Here is an 18,594-nt window from a genome sequence, read left to right as displayed (position 1 = left end):
TCAGGAGTCAACAAAGTCGAGCCCCGGGTATTCCCGGGGCCCGACTGGTGTTCGGATCAGCCTGTCGTCTGGATCAGCGCAACATGCTGCCTAGGGTCTTTGCAGCTGCCATGACCTCGGCGCCCAGCGCTGCTTGGTCCTCGGAGTCGAAGACGGAAATTCCGAGGCTGGAGATGGCGTCGCGGCGTCTGCCGGGAATCACTGCCGATATCCCCAGGACGGACGGGATGACTTCGCCGACGGTCACTGCGTAGCCGCGTGCGCGTGCAGCCGTCACTTCCTCTCGTTCCCCACTCGTCGGCGGGAGTGAGGCAAGGATGGAAAGCCCGGCGGAGCCGCGGTCGATCGGATCAACCTGCCCTGGGTGGAACGCGACGTGGACTTTGGCGCTGCGCGGTTCGACCACCATCAGGGCGCGCACTTCGGTGTCGCTCTCGCGGACCACCAGGTGTGCGGTCGCCTCGGTGGCCTCGGCGAGTTCTTGAAGAATCGGGCGAGCGAGGGTGCGCAAATCTTGTTCCACCGGTTCGGCGAGGGTGACCAGCCCGGCGCCGAGAGTGACGCGCTTGAAGGAGTCCTTGCGGCACAGGTGATGAGCCTCGAGTGTGCGGATCAATCGATGTGCGACGGTTCGGTGGACTCCCACGCCGTCGGCGATGTCGGTGACCGACAAGCCGTGCGGATAGGACGTCAGGAGTTCCAGGATCTCGAGTCCGTGGTGCAGCGTTTTCGACATGCTCGAGTCCACTTGAACTGCACTTTTGCGCGGTCGGTGTTCCTCGCTCAGCTCTGACATCAAATCCCTTTCTTGACGTTTGTGAGGTATGCCACCTACGCTTTGAACATATCGCACAGTGTGTGCGATTATCGCACACTTTACGAAGCTGCACAACCTTCGGGTGGATGCAGCGCAGCGTGTTCGGAGAGAACCTTCATGAGCAACTACCGCGTCGTGGCAACGGAGGACGTTGTCGCAATCCATCAGCTGTACGGCTACCAGAGTCATTGCATAGACTCTGGGCGCCAGCAGGATTGGGCGCAGACATTCACCGAAGGCGGTGAGTTTCATTCCCCCAGTTATCCGGAACCCGTGGTCGGTTTCGACGACCTTGCGGCTTTTGCTGCTCGCTTCTACGCTGCGGCGGAAGCTGCCGACGAGGTGCATCGTCACGTTCTGACCAATGTCGTCGTCGAGGCGGTGGACGAGAGTGCTCTGGCAGTGCGCGGGTACCTGCAGATCTTTGCCACCGCTCGCGGCGGCGAGTCGCGACTGGTGCGGATGACGACTGTCGCTGATCGTGTGGTTCGGGTCGGTGAGGAGTGGAAGATCGCCCGCCGCACCGTCTCCCGTGACGACGCGCCCCGAGCGTCCGAACACGCGTGAAGTACCGAAATGTTTCTTGCACAACAATATTCAGTAGGAGAAGTTCATCATGACCGAAAGCTCTGACCAGACGAACCCGGGCCGCACCGTAGTGACGCAGATGTCGGCGGTATACCCGGAGTTGGCAGGCAAGGTCGCAGTGGTGACCGGTGCGGCCCAGGGAATGGGTGCGACGTTCGCCGAAGGACTGGCAACACGTGGCGTACATGTCGTCGGCGCCGACATCAACGAAGAGCAGATGCTCGCCACGGCCACGCGAATCAACACGGACCTGGAGTCGAATGCACTGGCGGACAAGCCGGGTCGCGTCGTCGGAGCTCGGGTCGACGTCACCAAGCCCGACGAGCATGAATTGCTTGCGCAGTTGGCGTTGAAGGAGTTCGGCCGGGTCGATTTCTGGATCAACAATGCGGGTATCTTCCCGTTTGCGCTGGCCGAGGAGATCACCCCGGAGCAGATCGGCGCAACGCTGAGTGTCAATGTCGAAGGAGTGCTCTACGGTGCTCAGGCGGCGGCACGTCACCTCGGTCCCGGCGGCGCCATCGTCAACATGTCTTCGGTGTCTGCGCTGCGTGTGCGGAAGGGGAGAGGCGCATACTGCACGTCGAAAGCTGCCGTTGCGCACCTCACGGAGTCTCTCGCAGTGGAGTTCGGCGACAAGGGTATTCGGGTCAACTCCATTGCACCCGGCTACATCGACACGGCGATGACGAAGTGGGTCCAGGAAGATCCGATCGCGCTCGCGAACGCACTCGACGCGGTACCACTGCATCGTCTGGGCTCGCCCGAAGAGGTCTTCGGCCCGCTGCTGTTCCTGCTCTCGGACAGCGCGCGTTACGTCACCGGGCACAGCATTGCGGTGGACGGTGGTTCGCGGCATGTCTGAGTCCACGACATATCCCGGCGTCGTTCTCGTTACCGGCGGTGCTGCCGGGATGGGAGCGCATCACGCGCGCACTCTCGCCGCGCGCGGTTCGCATGTCTGCATTGCCGATGTTTCGGATTCATCCGGCGTGGTCGACGACATCGTCGCCGCAGGCGGATCGGCATCCGCTCATCTTCTCGACGTCACCGATGCCGATGCCTGGGACCGGGTTGTCGACGAAATTCGCACCACCCGTGGGGAACTCGGCGGACTGGTCAACAATGCCGGTATCTCGCGTCGGCTCGAATTCATGGACACCCCGAACGACATCTGGGAGCTGACCATGAAGATCAACCTCTTCGGCCCGTTCTACGGTATGAAGGCGGTGGCGCCGCTGATGCGCGAGAGTGGTGGCGGATCGATCGTCAACATCTCGTCCATCGCCGGTCAGATCGGATACTTCTCTCCGGCTTACTCGTCGAGCAAGTGGGGTCTGACCGGTCTGTCGAAGTCGGCCGCAGGCAACTTCGCGCAGTGGGGGATTCGCGTCAACTCGGTGCACCCGGGACTGGTCGGTACGGCGCTGCTCGGCGGCGCGAACGACTTCGTCGCCGCGTCACTGAAGTCGGTTCCCTTCGGACGCATGGGAACTCTCGACGAGATCACCGAAGCAGTGCTGTTCCTGCTCTCGAACAGTTCGACCTACACCACCGGTACGGAACTCACTGTCGACGGCGGGTTGGTGTCGAACGGTCTTTACCACCGCATCATCGCGGAGACTGGAGAACTTTCATGACCGAACACTGGGACGTCGTTGTCATCGGTGGCGGCGGAGCAGGTCTCGCCGCTGCGGTGTCGGCAGCTGAAGAAGGCGCATCCGTTCTGCTGTTCGAATCCGAAACCGAACTCGGTGGATCCACCGCGCTGTCGGCCGGCATCTTCACGGCCGCCGGAACGAGCGTGCAGGCCGGCCTCGGAGTCGACGACTCGGCAGAGAAGTTCTTCCAGCACTACATGGACCTCAACCAGTGGATGCTCTCACCCGGATTGATTCGTGCGTTCTGCGAAAACGCCGGTCCGACACTGGAATGGCTCATCGGACTCGGCGTCGAGATTCCCGCGACGATCTCGGGTAACGCTCACCAGCCGGGACTCGCCCAAGCCGGCGTCGAGGACGTCTGGCGCGGCCACGTGCCCAAGGATCAGGGATACGGACTGATTCAGGTGCTGGACAAGGCTCGTCGTAAGCACGGGATCGAGGTCATCTTCGGAACTCGGGTGCAGAAGCTGATCGAGGAAGACGGTCGGGTTGTCGGTGTTGTCGCCGACGACATCGAGGTGCCTGCGGGCGCCGTCGTTGTTGCTTCCGGTGGATTCGCGCAAGATCCGGGTTTGGTGGAACGCCACTTCCCGGACGCGAACAAGGCCGGAGAGGCCTTGTTCGTCGTCGCAGCCGAGGGGAGCCGCGGAGACCATCTTCGTTTTGCCGAAGACCTCGGTGCTTCCCTGGCGGGCGACGGCTGGGGTCTGATGCTGCCCACCGTCTACTTCCAGCGATTCCACCACTGGCAGGCCGGCTTTCCGCCGAAGTCGCGGATCTACGTCAACCAGGACGGCCGTCGTTTCATGGACGAGGACAGCTCGTACGCGGTCTCGACCGGCATCATCGACCATCAGGGTGGATACGGTTGGATGATCTTCGACGAGAACGCTCGCGTGAATCTGGCTCCAGGATATGCGGATTGGAATCCCGAACGCATCGAGGAAGAAGTTGCCGCCGGTGGCACGATTCGTGCGGACACGATCGAAGACCTCGCAGTGGCTACGGGTGTTCCGGTTGCGACGTTGGCGCAAACCCTGCGTCGATGGAACGACCAACTGCCCAGCGGTCACGACGACGACTTCCTCCGCCATCGCACGTTGCGGAACAAGGGTGCCGTCGGCAATCCGGATCCTATTGCGACAGCTCCGTTCTATGCCGCGAAAATCCTTCCGGCAGAGCTCGTCTGTACGCATGCGGGAATGGAGATCAACACCGATGCGGCCGTGCTCGGCAGCACCGGAGTACCTATCGAGGGTCTGTACGCCGCAGGTGAGGCCGGCGCCGGAATCCTCGGACTGAGATACGTGGGCGGCGGCAATGCGGTTGCCAACGCTTTGACCATGGGCCGCGTAGCGGGACGTAATGCGGCGAATTACACCAGGACCAGCGCTGAGAGCGCACCGGTCCATTCCATCGCGCACTCCTGACGTCCGACGTCTGCGCGGCACCGAATCCAGTCAGTATCCAATCCAGGCAGGGAACAACATGTCAGAGAATGAGACCATGGCGAGAGCCGAATCCACCGAGGGCAGCAGCGTGGCAACCGAACGACAGTCGACGACGAAGGTAATTCGCGCGGCCATCGTCGGTACCGTCGTCGAGTACTACGACTTCGGTATCTACGGATACATGGCCACGACGATCGCCGCGCTGTTCTTCGTTTCCCATGACCCGAACGCAGCACTGCTCGGTACCTTTGCAGCATTCGCCGTGGCCTTCTTCCTACGCGTGCCCGGCGGCATCTTCTTCGGCCACATCGGCGACAAGTACGGCCGCAAGAACGCGCTGTCCTGGACCATCCTCCTGATGGTTCTCGCGACAGCCGGAATGGGCCTGCTGCCGACTTACGCCACGTTGGGTGTGTGGGCGACGTCCATCCTGGTTCTGGCTCGTTGCCTGCAGGGCTTCGCGGCCGGCGGTGAACTCGGCGGCGCCAACGCGTTCGTCTCCGAGTCCGCTCCCAAACGGTGGCGTGCGACGCAGACCTCGATGGTCAATACCGGCACCTACCTGGGTTCGCTGGCAGCTTCGCTCATGGCCCTCGGCCTGACGTCGGTGTTCTCGCAAGAGCAGATCCTCGAATGGGCTTGGCGTATCCCGTTCCTGCTCAGCCTACTGATCGGTGGCATCGGTATCTGGATCCGCAGCCAGATGGAAGACACTCCTCAGTTCGAAGAACTGCAGGACAAGGGTGAGACCAAGAAGCTTCCCATCCGTGAGTTGCTCAGCACCTCCGGTGGCAGCGTCGTCAAGATCATCCTGCTGGGCGCACTCATCACCGGCGGTTACTACATCGCCTCGGTGTATGCCGCGACGTACCTGCAGACCACCGGCGGTCATTCGTCGCGCGTTGCTTTCCTTTCCACCTCTCTTGCACTGGTTCTCGGCGTCATCACGTTGCCGATCTCGGGATACATGGCAGACAAGTACGGGCGTCGGCCGGTGCTGTTCGCCGGTAGTGCCGCCGCAGTGGTTCTCGGAATCCCGATGTTCATGATGATGGCCGGTTCTGGCATCTGGCAGGCGGTTGTCGGTCAGTCAGTGCTCTTCATCTGCGTTTCCGTTGTCAACGGTGCTTCGTACGTGACCTATGTCGAAATGCTGAAAGCATCTGTGCGGTACAGCGGTCTGGCATTGGGTAACAACGTCACCAACATGTTCCTCGGTGGCACCGCGCCTTTCATCGCCACCTATCTCATCAGCTTGACCGGTAACTCTCTCGCTCCGGCTGGATACTTCGTCTTCTGTGCGGTGATCACCCTCGTCACGGTCTTCTTCATCAAGGAGACCAAGGGTGTTGAACTGCAGGTTGATTGATCATCGGGTAGAACAGGAGCCTGACCGTGTCCCTCGCTGACAAGCAAGAAATCACCGAAGTTCTGTATCGCTACGCTCGGGCCGTCGATCGGAAGGATTTCGACAGCGTGGCCCTCTGCTACTTCGACGACGCGATAGACAACCACGGCGGTTACATCGGAACCGTCGACGGGCTGATCGAAGACATGAAGCTCAGACACAAGACGATCGACTCGTCGATTCACTGCATTTCCAACATACTGATCGACGTCAACGGCGATGTCGCTCAGTGTGAGTCGTACTGTTTGTGCTTTCTGCGGCAAGAGCGTTCCGGTACGGATACGGTGCAGACGCTTGCGACGATCAAATGCCGTTACGTCGACAGGTTCGAAAGGCGCCATGGTGAATGGCGAATCGCCGATCGGATTGTCGTGTTCGACGAATCCCGTGAAGACGTGATCGAGAACATCCTGTCCACGGACTGGGTGACGCAACGTCGATCCTTCGACGATCCGGTGTACACCAGGACGCCTTGACCAGTAGTGCAGACGAAGGCCTTCACACACATCGTGTGTGAAGGCCTTTCGCCTGTTCACTTCTCGTGTCAGCCCAATGCGCCTGGTGCGGCGACCTCGGTCAAACGGCCGTCCGAGAGCCTGAGCCAGCGTTCGACCTTGACCTCGGCCAGGAATCTCTCGTCGTGGCTGACCACCACGAACGCCCCCTGATATGCATTCAGGGCACTTTCGAGTTGAGCAACGCTCACCAAGTCGAGGTTGTTGGTCGGCTCGTCGAGAAGAAGCAGCTGCGGGGCCGGATCGGCGAAGAGAACGCACGCCAATGTAGCCCGCAGTCGTTCACCGCCCGAGAGTGCAGCGACGGGAAGATGAGCACCCGCACCCCGAAAGAGGAAGCGCGCCAGGATGTTCATGCGTTCCGGTGCCGGTAGGCCTGGAGCAGACAAGGCAAAGTTCTCTGCGACGGTGCGTGCGGGGTCGAGTAGGTCGAGCCTCTGCGACAGGTATGCCACTCGACCGTCGGCTCGCGTGATCTCACCGGAAGTCGGCGCCACATCCCCGTTGACGATGCGTAGCAACGTCGACTTTCCGACGCCGTTCGGCCCGGTCAACGCGATACGCTCCGGTCCTCGAATGGCCAGGTCGATTCCGGAGTCGGCGAAGATCGCATGATCGCCGAACGCGATTTGCATTCGCTCACCGAGGAACACCGTCCGGCCGGCGGGTACATGTGTGCCAGGCAATTCGAGTGAAATCGTCTGGTCGTCTCGAAGAGCGCGGCCCGCTTTGTCGAGTCGGTCCTTCGCCGCGTCGACCCGGGCGAGGTGTGTCTCGTTGGCCTTGCCTGCCGACTCCTGAGCATTGCGCTTCATGGTCCCCGCAAAGATCTTGGGCAAGCCCGCGTTCCCGAGATTGCGGGCAGCGTTACTTGCGCGTCGCGAAGCACGTTCTCGGGCCTGCTGCAGTTCGCGCTTCTCGCGCTTGACCTCTTGCTCGGCGTTGCGGATGTTCTTCTCCGCCACTTCGCGAGCCGAGCGTGCCGCGGCTTCGTAGTCGGTGAAATTGCCACCGTAGAAGCTGATCTCGCCGCTGTGAAGTTCGGCGATGCGGTCCACGCGGTCGAGTAGTCCTCGATCGTGACTGACCACCAACAGACAACCACTCCAGTCGTCGAGAACGTCGTAAAGCCTGCGGCGCGCGTCCAGGTCGAGGTTGTTGGTGGGTTCGTCGAGGAGAAGGACATCGGGGCGTCGCAGGAGTTGCGCCGCCAGTCCGAGCGAGACGACCTGCCCGCCGCTCAGAGTGTCGAGGCGACGATCGAACGTCATGTCGGCCAAACCGAGTCGACCGAGTTGGGCTCGCGTTCGTTCCTCGATATCCCAGTCGGACCCGATTGTCGTGAAGTGTTCTTCTCGTGTGTCCCCGGATTCGACTGCGTCCAACGCAGCGAGCGTCGGGGCGATGCCCAAGACCTCGGCAATGGTCAGATCGCCCGTCAGTGGCAGGTCCTGCGGAAGGTATCCGAGAACGCCGTCGACGGACACACTGCCGGCGCGCGGCCGCAACTGGCCGGCGATCAATCTGAGCAGAGTGCTTTTCCCGACGCCGTTCTGGGCCACCAGCCCGGTTCGGCCGCCGGGCACGGTGAATGACAATTCGTCGAAGACCGGAGTGTCGTCCGGCCAGGCAAAAGACAGATTCGAGCAAACGATGTAGGTATCGGACATGAATAGACCTCAGGTGTCGTGCGGGCGCGGCAACGCTGCTCCGCGAAGAGTCGGGTAAGTGAACGACAACATGGCCACGACGGCAGCGCTCCGAGGCGTCTGCCGGTGGCCGTCATGCCCGGTTTTATCCGGAGATGTCGAGTTCACCAACCATGTCTGATCCTTTTTGGTCTGTGTTGTTTCATCCGACGATAACAGGAGCCGGTATCTACATACGAGCAATACCGGCGCAGAGAAGTTCGACCAGTCGTCGATACACCCGATCCGGGTCGGTGCCGGCCGGTTGTCCCTCTACCGATTCGAGGATGCAGAAGCCGTGCAGCGCACTGCGAAGAGACCACGCCGCCTGCTCCGAATCATCCGGGCTCAGACCGTATCCCGCGATCACCCGGTTGATGACCTCGACCACCTCGCCGACGGCGGAGACCAGATCGGGATGCGGAGCAGTGGGGTAGCGGTCGGTGATGGCGTAGAGCCCGGGGTGTACTCGGACGAACGCACGCCATGCGTCCGCGAGCGCCATGACGGCGTCGTCGCGCGAGAGACCGACCGCGGCGGCACGCAGTTGTTCGGCGAGAAGGTTGCGTGCGAGGAGGCTGAGTTGATGGTGGACGTCGTCGACCCCGTCGACGTGTTTGTACAGCGCTGACTGCCGGACGTCGAGGGTCTCGGCGAGTTGACTCAGTACCAGAGCGTCGGCGCCTTTGCTGTCGACGAGATCGGCTGCGGCAGCGATCACGCGTTCACGGGTAACCGGAGTTCTCATGCACGCATCTTCCCTGTATGACAGGCTTCGCGTCGGTGATACATTATCACCATGAGTGATGAAGTATCGCCACGCGAGCCGTCCGGCGATCAACTACGCCGTCGTGACCTGCGCGTAGTCGTCACCGGTGCATGCATCCTCGGGTTGACCTCGGTGCTCTACGAACTCTCAGGAGTGTCTCCGTCGACGGGTGCATTCTTTCGGTGTCTCTATGCGCTCATCCCTCTCGGCATGCTCGTGCTCGTTCAGCGTCGTCGGTCACCCCGGCCTTCGGTCTCGGCGCCCTGGATCGTGAAGTCTCTACTTGCCGGCGCGTTCCTCGGAATCGATCTGGTGCTCTGGCACGAGTCGATTCATTCGATCGGGGCAGGTCTTTCGACTGTGATCCTGAATTTGCAGGTGCTGTTCGTCGCAATCCTCGGCTACGTTGTCCTGCGCCAACGGATCGGCCGGGAACTGGTCGCCAGCCTTCCGTTGCTCTTTGTCGGAGTTGCTCTGGTAGCCGGGACGAGCACAACGCTCACCGGGTCGAATCCTGCTGTCGGAGTGTCGTTTGCCGTGATCGCCGCAGGCGCGTACGCGGTCTACATCTTCCTCATGGGTCTGGCTACTCGGGCGGCGGGCAGAACGGCGTTGCCGATGTTCGTCTCGACGGGAGCCACTGCCCTCACGGCAGGTGCATACGGCCTCGTGAGTGGAACTTTGGATCTGACCCCTTCGCTCGTAGCTCAAGGCTGGCTTGTGCTGCTCGCGTTGGTATCTCAGGTGATCGGGTGGCTGCTGGTAGCCAGCGCCAGTCAGCGTCTGCCTGCAAGTGCAGTCGCCGCCAGCCTCGTGTTGCAATCGGCGTCAGCACTGTTGTTCGGCGCAGTGCTGCTTGCACAGACCCCAACTCTTGTCCAACTTGCGGGTGCCGGAATGATTTTGGCCGGAGTGGTTGTGGCGACGCGGATACCCGCGAAGAAATCCTCGACGACTGTTGTCGGAAAACGAATGGAGACAAGCGTATGACCACGGCGGCTGACCACATCTACATCAACGGCGACATCAGGGCCATGGACGGTGCGGTCGGCGATAACGCCACCGCTGTGGCAGTCAAGGACGGCAGATTTGTCGCCCTCGGAACTGACGCCGAGATCTCGGCGCTGACCGATTCCGAAACCTCCGTTGTCGATCTCGCCGGAGCGGTGGTTGTGCCGGGGTTCATCGAGACGCACCTTCATCCGATGATGTGGGGTTTGATGCTCAGTGGGGTCGACGCAACGACGAATACGTGCCCGACCATCGAGAAGTTGATCACGGCGTTGGCCGCGCGGGCCGCGATCACACCAGTTGGCGAGCCCATCGAAGCGTGGGGCTTCGACGACAGCCTCGTGGCGGAAGATCGAGGCCTGACCGTAGCTGATCTGGACAAGGCTTCCACCGATCATCCGATTCTGGTGCGGCACTTGTCTGCTCACGGAATCTATGTCAACTCGGTCGCACTGGAGAAGGCCGGGATCGATGCCACCACGGTCGATCCGGAGGGTGGTGTCATCGTTCGGGACAGCGACGGTGTACCCACCGGTGAACTGTGCGAGGTTCCGGCAATGTCTCTGGTGCACGGACTTGTTCCGGATATGAACCCGGATGCGTCCAAGATCGCGATGCTGCGGGCGCAGGAAGTCATGGCGTCGGTGGGCGTGACGAGTTTCCACGACATGTACGTCACGGCCGAGATGTACGAGGCGTACCGGCAACTCGACGCCGATGGTGACTTGAGGCTGCGTGCGCGCCTCTATCTCGGCCACGGGGTTCACGATCAGTTGGGTGAACTCGCCGATCCGACCGAGCGAGTTCGTGTGGGCGGCGTCAAACTCATTTCGGACGGGTCGATTCAGTTGCACACCGCTGCGCTGACCGCGCCGTACCACGATCTGGGCGGATGCCACTGCGGCGGAATGGCAATCCCGGCAGGTGCGCTCGGGGCACTCGTCGAGGAACATCACGCCGCCGGCCGACAGGTTGCGATTCATACCAACGGTGATCAGGCCATCGATTTTGCATTGGACGCAATTGCAGCGGCACGGACGGCGCACCCGGACATCGAAGTTTCGCATCGCCTCGAGCACGTTCAGACGTTGCGGGAAGATCAGATCGCGCGGATGGTCGAACTCGGGGTGGTGGCGTCGATCTTCGTGAACCACGTCTACTACTGGGGTGACCGGCACCGCGATCGTTTTCTCGGACCGGGTCGCGGCGAGCGGATCAGCCCCGTGGCGTCGGTCGTGGCGGCGGGGCTTGCCTACGCGCTGCATTGCGACTGCCCTGTCACTCCAGTGAACCCGCTCTTCACGATGAACACCGCCGTACATCGTGTGACGCGAGAAGGTCATGTTCTGGGTGCGGAGCAACGGGTTTCCGCGTCCGAGGCGCTGGCCGGCTACACAAGCGCAGCCGCCCGTCTCACCGGTGAGTCATCGGACAAAGGTCGGATAGCGGTGGGACTTTTGGCGGATTTTGTTGTGCTCGACGGAGATCCGCTGCGCAGCGATTCGACAGACTTGAATGAACTGTCGGTCCTGCGCACGGTTGTCGGAGGTGAGACCGTCTTCGAGGTGTAGGGCCTCCGCCTTAGTTTGTTGCTCGATTGTCGCTGCTTTCAAAGCGGAGGCAATCGAACGATCCCCAAAACAAACCAAAAGTGTGTAGAACTTGTTTCAGGTGAATTTCCGACTGTATGGACCATCCGGGCGAAGGTTACTTCAGCAAACGGGTTGCAACAAAGTGCTGCGTCTTTTAAATGATCCAGGTGAGAGGCGATTCTGTAGTCAAGTTCAGGTTTCAACAAGCTTCTGGACATTCGACCAGCTTTTCGCCAAAAATTCCTGATACGTGTGGTAAAAATCTAAACGACGCAAGCGGACGTCGACAGCACGAGAGAGGAATGACCCGTTCGCGAGAACGGCTCGCAATCTTTCCGCAACACGCTCTCGCTCTGCACTTACCGCTACGACCCCTCACTGACCACGGATGAACGAAACCCTCTGCCCGTACCAGGGCGCACATGACTGGATCCGACCAGCTTTCTCACCCTGCAAGCTCCCCGCCACGGGGACCAGACGAAAAGAGTGTTCTCCATGAACAAGGCAACCAAGGGCGCAGTCGCGGCCGGTGCAGCAGCACTTCTCCTCGCCGGTGGCGCGGGAACCATGGCGGCGTGGAACGCAAACGCACCGATGACCGGCGGAACGATCAACTCAGGTCATTTGACGCTGACAGCGTCGGGAACTCCCACCTGGTCAGTGAATGGCACGGCCCTCGCGCCTGGCGCAATCGACACCTACAAGGTAGTTCCAGGCGACAAGGTTGTGTACTCGGGCAAGGTCACCATCGGCGCTGTGGGTAACAACCTGAGCGCGACGTTGAAGGCCGACCTGTCCTCAATCGGAGGAACCTCCACCTTGCCGACCGAGATGGCGCCTGTTGTGACCGCCAGCGTCGGTGCCGCCACCCTCCCGACCAACGGAACCGGTGTTGCGATCACGTCCGCTAACAACGGTGATCTCGTCGATGTGAATGTCTCGTTCGACTTCACCAAGGCTGCTGCAACCAATGGTTCGCAGGATGGTTCGATCAGCTTGGCGAACTTCAACGTCACTCTCGATCAGGCATAAGTCTTGCGTAAGCACTACCGTTGGTGGGCAACCGCCGCCGCGCTGGTCATCGGACTGATCTTCGTATCGGTGCAGCAGACCAGCGCGCGGTGGACGGCCGCTGAAACACTGTCCGGTGGCACGATCCAGTCCGGGATCCTCGACCTGACGGTGGGCAGTGCCGGGAGCGGCCAGAGCAGTTACGACTTCACTGCTCTGGGCGCCACCGGTATGTTCCCCAACGCATATGCACAGGCTCCGTTGACAGTTCACAACTCCGGTAGCGTTCCACTCAATTACCGGATCCAGAACGTCACGCAGTCTTCCGCTGATGTTCCGCTCGCGTTGGTAGTGACGCCAGTGGCTACCGAAGCCGGTTGCCCTGCCCAGGGCGCAGCTGCCGGCACCGCGATCTACGACGGTCCTATGGTCGGCGCTCAGGTACCGACAGCTTCGGGATGGCGCACGGTTGCTGCCGGCAGTACCGACATCTTGTGCCTGCGTGGCACTGTCGGTCCTGACGTCGCATCGGGTGTTTCCACGAGCGTGCATTTCTCGTTCGAAGCGGAGTCGGTATGACGCACGCAGTGAAGGGTTCTGATCAGAGAACCGGCGCCTGGTGGTGGATCCGCAATATTGTCTCGTGGGCTCTGCTGCTGGGTGTTCTGGCGATTCTGTTGTCGACGGTCGTTGTTCCACGTTTGACGGGGTCGACGCCCTTCACTGTGTTGACCGGTTCGATGCAGCCCACCTATCCACCCGGCACCCTTATCGTGGTGAAACCGCAGGACGCTGCCCAATTGCAGGCAGGTGATGCGATCACCTACCAGATCGAGTCGGGGAAGCCCGATGTGGTTACGCACCGAATCACGATGGTGCGACTCAACTCCGCCGGTGATCTCACCTTCGTCACACAAGGCGATGCAAATCCGATAGCGGATCAGAATCCCGTTGTACCGGAGCAGATTCGCGGCAAGGTGTGGTACAGCGTGCCGTACATCGGGTACGTATACAACGCCATCACTGGGCAGATGCGCTCGGTGATGCTGACGGTTGTCGTCGGCGCACTGTCGATCTATGCCGTGTTCATGTTCGTCGGATCGGTCCGTGACCGTACCCGGCGACGTTCTGCGTCTGCAGACCCCCAACCTTCCGAACCGAGTGCGCCGGCGCCTCGAGTTGAGCAGCAAGAAAGGCACAGCCATGTCTAAGCACGAGGAGCAGCAGGCGCCCGCCTCGCTCGGTACACGTCTGGTCGGGGGCGCAACCAGCGGCCGCGCACGCGCGATCATGTCGGTGGGAATTGTTCTGGGCCTCGGTGCCGTTGGCACTCTTGCTGCGTGGACTGACAACGCTACAGCGACTTCCGGCGTATTCAGCACCGGTTCGATCGAGATGAAGCTCAACGGTGACCCGGGAGATCCGACTGCTTACGGCTTCACCGCGTTGACCAAGACGGGCATGATGCCCGGCGACAGTGTCACGGCAACTCTGCCTGTACAGAACACTGGCGCGGCACAGTTCAAATACACCATGGCAGCAACCGCAACAGGCGAGGCCGCGCTTGCCCCGTTTATGAAGGTGACTGTTCTCGATCAGAGTTGCACAACCCCGATTGCCGGCCCGGTCGGCTTGTCGACGACTGCCGCGACTCCGATCATCACAACAGGACGTCAGTTGGCTGCGAATACAGGTTCTGAGACGCTGTGCTTCAAGGTTGCGCTCGATACGGGAGTGCTTTCGGCACAACAGAACAAGTCGATCAATGTTTCATTCCAGTTCGCGGCGACGACAGCCTGAGGTGACCATGTCTGATCACACAACTCCCGGCAGTTCGAGATCGGCACGTGCCGGTCGCGAACTCGCGCTGACAATAGGGGCGGTGGCTGGACTCATCTGTGTTCTCGCCGCCGCGGCATCGATGCTGTTCGGCATCAAGCCGCTCGTCTTTCGCTCGGGTTCGATGTCTCCCGAAATCACCACTGGCTCCCTGGCATTGGCCCGAACCGTGCCCGCCACCGACCTCTCAGTGGGCGACATCGTAAGCGTCGTCAACGGACAGGGCACGCGCATCACACACCGCGTGTACGAACTTGACCAGCAGGCTGGTAACTCCGTCACGGTGACTCTCAAGGGTGACGCAAATGCCAAGCCAGACGTGGAGCCCTACTTCGTCACCGAAGCCGACCGCATTTTCTTCAGCGTCGGGGGCCTGGGCTACGCAATTGCTTGGCTCTCCAGCCCACTCGCGATCTTCCTCGGCGGAGCGTTGGTCGGCGGATTGGTGATCATTGCCTTCCGGCCCAACTCTCGCCGCAAGGATTCGGATGACGGTCCGAGTGGAGGAGTTGGCAGTGTGGACACGGAAGCCGCTGCAACGATGGAGTTTCCGATGGTTTCTTCGAACAGCGGGACAGGCGGACATCGCTCGGCGTTCTCGCTCCGAAAGCTTGCGGTTCTCGGTGTTTCGGCATTTGCACTGATCGGTGTTACGCAGGTGAGCGGCACCGCAGCGGCCTTCACAGACACTGCCGTCGCAACGAGTGGTGCCATTACCGTGAGCGGGAAGATCAATCCCGCAACGAGCAGCGTCAGTTGCACGACAAACGGCATAGGTGGCTCTCAATCGTCCACTGTTAAGTGGAGTCACATAGGTCCCCAATATCGCTACGAGGCGCGGTACTACAACGGAAACTCGTTGATGAAAACATGGGGATACGATCCCGGTGTTGGTGCCGCAGTAGGAACCCAGGTCTCATCCACTATCTACTACACAGATGCTGGTTACAGCGTTTTCAACTCATACACGTACACGCTTCGCATCTACACGATCAACCGAATCACGGGCGAATCGTCAACGGACTGGCGAGGGTGGAACCTACGCCAACCTGCGTCTCAGACAAGCATCTATTGCCAAGGTGAGGCAGGCTCGATCGCCGGCGCGGCTGTCGCTGAAACTGAGCAGCTTGCTCGCGGAGTTGCTCCGACAACCGCGACGGCTGCCGAGACCACCACGTCCAGTACACCGACAACGACAGGCACGTCGACGACGACTCCCACTACGGCTGACGTGACAACCACGACCGGTCCCACCACAACAACGGAGACCTCGACCAGCACTACGACTCAGTCGACAACTCCGGCAACGACAACGGATGCAACGACGACAACGGATGCAACCACGACAACCAGCACGACCACGAGGGAAGCGCCGGTGGCATTGGGTGCGGCCGAGACGTCGCTGACTGGCTACGACGCAACGTTGATGCAGGACGGTGCCAGCGTCGCGGTGGTGGTCACCGACAGTTCGGGTGCAGAAGTGTCGAGCATACCGGTGAGCGCCACTGCAACCGTGATGTGGCAGTCCGATGCAGACGAGCTGTGGATCGTGGACGGCGCCAACGTCTATCGCGTCAACGCCGAAACAGGGGTCTCGGAAAAGAACCCCTCCGGCGAAGCTCCCGCAGAGATCGCTGCCTGGATCGACGGGCAGAAGTGATGAATATAGAAGAGACGGAATTCGGGAACGGGAGAGTTCGAATGAATAATCGCATCGTTCCCGCAAGTCGATGGAATACGCGACGTACCAAAATGATCGGCACATCGCTGGTCATGCTCGGAGGGGCGGCATTCCTGACTGGCTGTGCTGATACCGGCTCATTGGGTTCGTCCGGCGGCGGTAAGCCCACCACGACCACGTCCGTTCCGGCCACAACTACGCCTGTGGTGACTACTCCGGTCGAATCCGGTTCGTTGGCGCTGAAAACCGTCACCGCACCTACCTGGACGGATCAGAACGGTCCGATCGATCTGTCGACGATGGTTGTCGTGCCGGGCGACGTTCTGACCTACCACGCCAGTTTCGCGTTGGAGATCAAGGGAACTGGAATGAAGGCAAAGCTGTCGACCAGTGATCTGGGTGTCTCCGGTGGAGCTGCGCTGGTTGCCCAGCTGAAGCCGGTCACCGAAGTCAAGCTCGACGGGGTGCCAGTGCCTGTCGGTGCCGACGGAACTGTGGTCAGTACGGCGAAGGACGGCAAGATAGTCGACGTGGCAATACGTTTCACCTTCGACAAGGATTCCGCGACAGCGTTGTCGATGGATCAGTCGTTGAACTTGGCGCGATTCGACGTGAATCTGGTGCAGATTCCCGCATGATGTCGGTGCGGACAACACGAGCGCTGTAGCTGTTCAGAAGTGAGGCCGGGTAGCAAATCTGCTATCCGGCCTCACTTTGTGAATTGTTGTAGGGGAGGTTATCCGATGAATGTGACCGGCTTGCCGAGCGATCCGACATCAAGCGATCCGGAGCTGGTAGATCCGGTCTTCACTGATCCGGTGTCGAGTGAACCGAAGCTCGCCGACCCCAAATTCAGGGAACCGAAATCGAGTGATCCGGTTCCGCCGGGCGTGACGGGTGTATCGGTGGAATCGAGTGTGAGGTCCACACTCCAGTTCGGCGTAATACTGCCGTTCTGCGAAGAATTCCCTGCCTCGACGGGCATTCCGATCACGAAGGCAACCTTGGCACTTTGGCCCGGTGCGAGGCGGACCGAGTTCAACTGGGTCCCTGGTGTGGCGGCATTGCCGGTGGCGGTGAGCGGATTGCCGGTGACGCCGTTTACGTCGACACGAAGGAAGGCTTCCATGCCGTCGCTGATTTCGTAGTCTCCGACGTAGAAGTGTGCCTCACCTGCGCGGTCCGATGCGTTTCGGACGTAGAATGTGGTTGTGTTGGTCCCACCCGGGATGAGTATGTCTGTGCTCCAGACGATTTTGGAAGTATCTCCCCAGGTCGAGTTGTCTGCGGAGTACTCGATGATTCCACTCTCACCGTCCGCTGCGTGAGCGAGCGACGGCATCAGTGCTCCGCCCACCAGTGCAAGTACGAGGGCCGTGAGTATCCCTATGACTGTGCTCCATAGCGCGCCAGGCTTTCGAGATGAGTAACTGGTAGTTTTCATAACCCGAATTCTAGTCGGACAAACGTCCAAGCGTGAGGAGTTGTGAGAGTTAACTGTCTGTTGTGCAACCGTTTTCGGAAGTTTGATCAATAATCTGCGAGGGAGCTGAAAATGAACTGTAATCGGAGTGGATGCGACACGTAGATTGGGGCGCGGATAGCTGGACGATCGCTTGTCGAGTGGGTTTCGATGCCGACTATTCGGGGTAAAAGATTCTCATCTGCAATGGCTTCAGTCGCTGCAGAGATGTTGATTCGGAATTTGGATTTTCTCCCAGATTCAGTTATCTTACTGCAAAGTAGGTAGGATTCGGCAATCGATCGGGGCGGTGCCGACCTGAGTACAGGGATCGATATGCGGATGAACCTGGGGGCAGGTGTTCGGCGACGTCGTTGGGCGCGCGACGTATTGGCAGCCGCGACGGCATGTGCGCTGGCGATGTCCGCGTTGCTCTCGGTACAGATTTCAGCGTCGGCGTCCGAGCTGGACGAGTACGTGAATTTGCCTTTGGTGAATCGGAATGCCGAACACGGTCCGGGCGGTGTCCATCCCGCGTTGCCGACTGATCTCGGCACCTTGCAAGCCCTTGTGAAAGAAGCCCGCGCCAGTGGTCGCAGTCCGGAATCCTATGCGGCCTTGCTGTTTCAGTATCGATTGGTCGCTGCCACGGAAGCCGCCGGAATCGATCTCTCATCGTGGAATCCGCGCGCCGGAGTGTCGGCTAATCGCACGAACCTGGTGAAGTCGTACCGCTACTACGAGGATCTGCAACTCGGTCACCCGGAATTGCAGTGGGCGGGCATGGGCGGACAGGTTGGTGCGGACTTCGGCGGGGGACTGATCGACTTCGAACTGATGGCGGACATGTACTCGTTTCCGAATCTGCAATATGTTGCCAATTCGATAGTTTCTCAGGTCACGGATCAGGTTGGCGTGCAAGCGCTGAACCAATTGCCGGCAGGGCTGCGCGCACTCGCCGCGGTGGGCAGGAACGTCACAGCGGACGACTTGGATTATGTGCTGGGGATGATCCTGGTGATGCAGAAGAACATCTTCTCGGATCTGATGCCGATGCATCAGGCATACGTGGATGAAGGACTTCCCGCGCTGGAAGAA

General features: G+C 60.5%; 18 protein-coding genes and 1 pseudogene. 15 read left to right on the top strand and 4 right to left on the bottom strand.

All coding sequences use genetic code 11. The annotated features are described in order from the left end of the window. Nucleotides 1–73: 73 nt before the first annotated feature. Nucleotides 74–796, bottom strand: coding sequence for an IclR family transcriptional regulator (locus QM609_RS23780; RefSeq protein ID WP_003939719.1), 723 nt, complete (start codon nucleotides 794–796; stop codon nucleotides 74–76). Nucleotides 797–934: 138 nt separating this feature from the next. Here QM609_RS23780 and QM609_RS23775 point away from each other — a divergent pair, with 138 nt between their 5' ends. The 6 genes from QM609_RS23775 to QM609_RS23750 all read left to right on the top strand — a co-directional run bounded on the left by QM609_RS23775 (nucleotide 935) and on the right by QM609_RS23750 (nucleotide 6,404). Continuing rightward, a complete protein-coding gene (locus tag QM609_RS23775) occupies nucleotides 935–1,384 on the top strand; it encodes a nuclear transport factor 2 family protein (protein WP_003940054.1) in 450 nt (149 codons plus the stop codon). Nucleotides 1,385–1,433: 49 nt separating this feature from the next. Continuing rightward, entirely contained in the window at nucleotides 1,434–2,270 is an 837-nt protein-coding gene (locus tag QM609_RS23770; RefSeq protein ID WP_003939904.1) for an SDR family NAD(P)-dependent oxidoreductase, read from the top strand. Beyond that, the gene (locus QM609_RS23765) at nucleotides 2,263–3,045 is read left to right on the top strand and encodes an SDR family NAD(P)-dependent oxidoreductase (protein ID WP_037128614.1); all 783 of its coding nucleotides are present in this window, start codon (nucleotides 2,263–2,265) and stop codon (nucleotides 3,043–3,045) included. Before QM609_RS23770 ends, QM609_RS23765 begins: the two co-directional genes overlap by 8 nt. Beyond that, nucleotides 3,042–4,499: an FAD-dependent oxidoreductase gene (locus QM609_RS23760; protein WP_050654819.1), complete on the top strand. Its 1,458-nt coding sequence runs from the start codon at nucleotides 3,042–3,044 to the stop codon at nucleotides 4,497–4,499. The genes QM609_RS23765 and QM609_RS23760 overlap by 4 nt, the downstream gene beginning before the upstream one ends. A gap of 76 nt (nucleotides 4,500–4,575) precedes the next feature. After that, complete coding sequence (locus QM609_RS23755; protein WP_007731424.1) at nucleotides 4,576–5,889, top strand: MFS transporter; 1,314 nt, start codon at nucleotides 4,576–4,578, stop codon at nucleotides 5,887–5,889. Between the two features lie 26 nt (nucleotides 5,890–5,915). After that, nucleotides 5,916–6,404, top strand: coding sequence for a nuclear transport factor 2 family protein (locus tag QM609_RS23750; protein ID WP_030535188.1), 489 nt, complete (start codon nucleotides 5,916–5,918; stop codon nucleotides 6,402–6,404). Nucleotides 6,405–6,472: 68 nt separating this feature from the next. Here the strand turns inward: QM609_RS23750 and QM609_RS23745 are convergent, their stop codons facing one another. Further along, the gene (locus tag QM609_RS23745) at nucleotides 6,473–8,113 is read right to left on the bottom strand and encodes an ABC-F family ATP-binding cassette domain-containing protein (protein WP_050654818.1); all 1,641 of its coding nucleotides are present in this window, start codon (nucleotides 8,111–8,113) and stop codon (nucleotides 6,473–6,475) included. Nucleotides 8,114–8,321: 208 nt separating this feature from the next. Further along, on the bottom strand, nucleotides 8,322–8,879 hold the full coding sequence (locus QM609_RS23740; RefSeq protein ID WP_050654817.1) for a TetR/AcrR family transcriptional regulator: 558 nt from the start codon (nucleotides 8,877–8,879) through the stop codon (nucleotides 8,322–8,324). A 51-nt stretch (nucleotides 8,880–8,930) separates the two neighbouring features. Between QM609_RS23740 and QM609_RS23735 the strand changes: the two genes are divergently transcribed. From QM609_RS23735 to QM609_RS23700, 8 genes are all read left to right on the top strand, one after another. Then, nucleotides 8,931–9,890 carry a DMT family transporter gene (locus QM609_RS23735; RefSeq protein ID WP_030535190.1) on the top strand — a complete coding sequence of 320 codons (960 nt, stop codon included), beginning with the start codon at nucleotides 8,931–8,933 and terminating at the stop codon, nucleotides 9,888–9,890. Next, a complete protein-coding gene (locus tag QM609_RS23730) occupies nucleotides 9,887–11,482 on the top strand; it encodes an amidohydrolase (RefSeq protein WP_050654816.1) in 1,596 nt (531 codons plus the stop codon). The genes QM609_RS23735 and QM609_RS23730 overlap by 4 nt, the downstream gene beginning before the upstream one ends. Before the next feature lie 516 nt (nucleotides 11,483–11,998). Continuing rightward, a complete protein-coding gene (locus tag QM609_RS23725; RefSeq protein WP_050654815.1) occupies nucleotides 11,999–12,535 on the top strand; it encodes an alternate-type signal peptide domain-containing protein in 537 nt (178 codons plus the stop codon). Between the two features lie 3 nt (nucleotides 12,536–12,538). Then, nucleotides 12,539–13,093 (top strand): hypothetical protein, encoded by a 555-nt coding sequence (locus QM609_RS23720; RefSeq protein ID WP_050654814.1) that lies wholly within the window; start codon nucleotides 12,539–12,541, stop codon nucleotides 13,091–13,093. Beyond that, complete coding sequence (locus QM609_RS23715) at nucleotides 13,090–13,725, top strand: signal peptidase I (RefSeq protein ID WP_024488237.1); 636 nt, start codon at nucleotides 13,090–13,092, stop codon at nucleotides 13,723–13,725. The genes QM609_RS23720 and QM609_RS23715 overlap by 4 nt, the downstream gene beginning before the upstream one ends. Beyond that, entirely contained in the window at nucleotides 13,718–14,314 is a 597-nt protein-coding gene (locus tag QM609_RS23710; protein WP_030535194.1) for a SipW-dependent-type signal peptide-containing protein, read from the top strand. Before QM609_RS23715 ends, QM609_RS23710 begins: the two co-directional genes overlap by 8 nt. 82 nt (nucleotides 14,315–14,396) lie before the next feature. After that, entirely contained in the window at nucleotides 14,397–16,013 is a 1,617-nt protein-coding gene (locus tag QM609_RS23705; RefSeq protein ID WP_256670297.1) for a signal peptidase I, read from the top strand. A 41-nt stretch (nucleotides 16,014–16,054) separates the two neighbouring features. Then, nucleotides 16,055–16,672, top strand: coding sequence for an alternate-type signal peptide domain-containing protein (locus QM609_RS23700; protein ID WP_158170642.1), 618 nt, complete (start codon nucleotides 16,055–16,057; stop codon nucleotides 16,670–16,672). A gap of 98 nt (nucleotides 16,673–16,770) precedes the next feature. Here the strand turns inward: QM609_RS23700 and QM609_RS23695 are convergent, their stop codons facing one another. Then, on the bottom strand, nucleotides 16,771–17,478 hold the full coding sequence (locus tag QM609_RS23695) for a hypothetical protein (RefSeq protein WP_125051942.1): 708 nt from the start codon (nucleotides 17,476–17,478) through the stop codon (nucleotides 16,771–16,773). Nucleotides 17,479–17,832: 354 nt separating this feature from the next. On the opposite strand from QM609_RS23695, the pseudogene QM609_RS23690 reads away from it, so the two are divergent. Beyond that, a pseudogene (locus QM609_RS23690) lies at nucleotides 17,833–18,594 on the top strand (hypothetical protein); the annotation flags it as partial.

Origin of the sequence: Rhodococcus sp. IEGM 1302, from assembly GCF_030056935.1 — a bacterium.
Classification (GTDB): domain Bacteria; phylum Actinomycetota; class Actinomycetes; order Mycobacteriales; family Mycobacteriaceae; genus Rhodococcus_F; species Rhodococcus_F qingshengii.
This window is presented reverse-complemented; position numbering and strand designations above follow the sequence as displayed.

Coding starts and splice junctions, on each gene's coding strand:
- QM609_RS23745 (WP_050654818.1), bottom strand. CDS start 8,113: ATGTCCGATACCTACATCGTTTGCTCGAATCTGTCTTTTGCCTGGCCG.
- QM609_RS23725 (WP_050654815.1), top strand. CDS start 11,999: ATGAACAAGGCAACCAAGGGCGCAGTCGCGGCCGGTGCAGCAGCACTT.
- QM609_RS23735 (WP_030535190.1), top strand. CDS start 8,931: ATGAGTGATGAAGTATCGCCACGCGAGCCGTCCGGCGATCAACTACGC.
- QM609_RS23760 (WP_050654819.1), top strand. CDS start 3,042: ATGACCGAACACTGGGACGTCGTTGTCATCGGTGGCGGCGGAGCAGGT.
- QM609_RS23700 (WP_158170642.1), top strand. CDS start 16,055: ATGAATAATCGCATCGTTCCCGCAAGTCGATGGAATACGCGACGTACC.
- QM609_RS23715 (WP_024488237.1), top strand. CDS start 13,090: ATGACGCACGCAGTGAAGGGTTCTGATCAGAGAACCGGCGCCTGGTGG.
- QM609_RS23770 (WP_003939904.1), top strand. CDS start 1,434: ATGACCGAAAGCTCTGACCAGACGAACCCGGGCCGCACCGTAGTGACG.
- QM609_RS23695 (WP_125051942.1), bottom strand. CDS start 17,478: ATGAAAACTACCAGTTACTCATCTCGAAAGCCTGGCGCGCTATGGAGC.
- QM609_RS23780 (WP_003939719.1), bottom strand. CDS start 796: ATGTCAGAGCTGAGCGAGGAACACCGACCGCGCAAAAGTGCAGTTCAA.
- QM609_RS23710 (WP_030535194.1), top strand. CDS start 13,718: ATGTCTAAGCACGAGGAGCAGCAGGCGCCCGCCTCGCTCGGTACACGT.
- QM609_RS23755 (WP_007731424.1), top strand. CDS start 4,576: ATGGCGAGAGCCGAATCCACCGAGGGCAGCAGCGTGGCAACCGAACGA.
- QM609_RS23740 (WP_050654817.1), bottom strand. CDS start 8,879: ATGAGAACTCCGGTTACCCGTGAACGCGTGATCGCTGCCGCAGCCGAT.
- QM609_RS23775 (WP_003940054.1), top strand. CDS start 935: ATGAGCAACTACCGCGTCGTGGCAACGGAGGACGTTGTCGCAATCCAT.
- QM609_RS23730 (WP_050654816.1), top strand. CDS start 9,887: ATGACCACGGCGGCTGACCACATCTACATCAACGGCGACATCAGGGCC.
- QM609_RS23765 (WP_037128614.1), top strand. CDS start 2,263: ATGTCTGAGTCCACGACATATCCCGGCGTCGTTCTCGTTACCGGCGGT.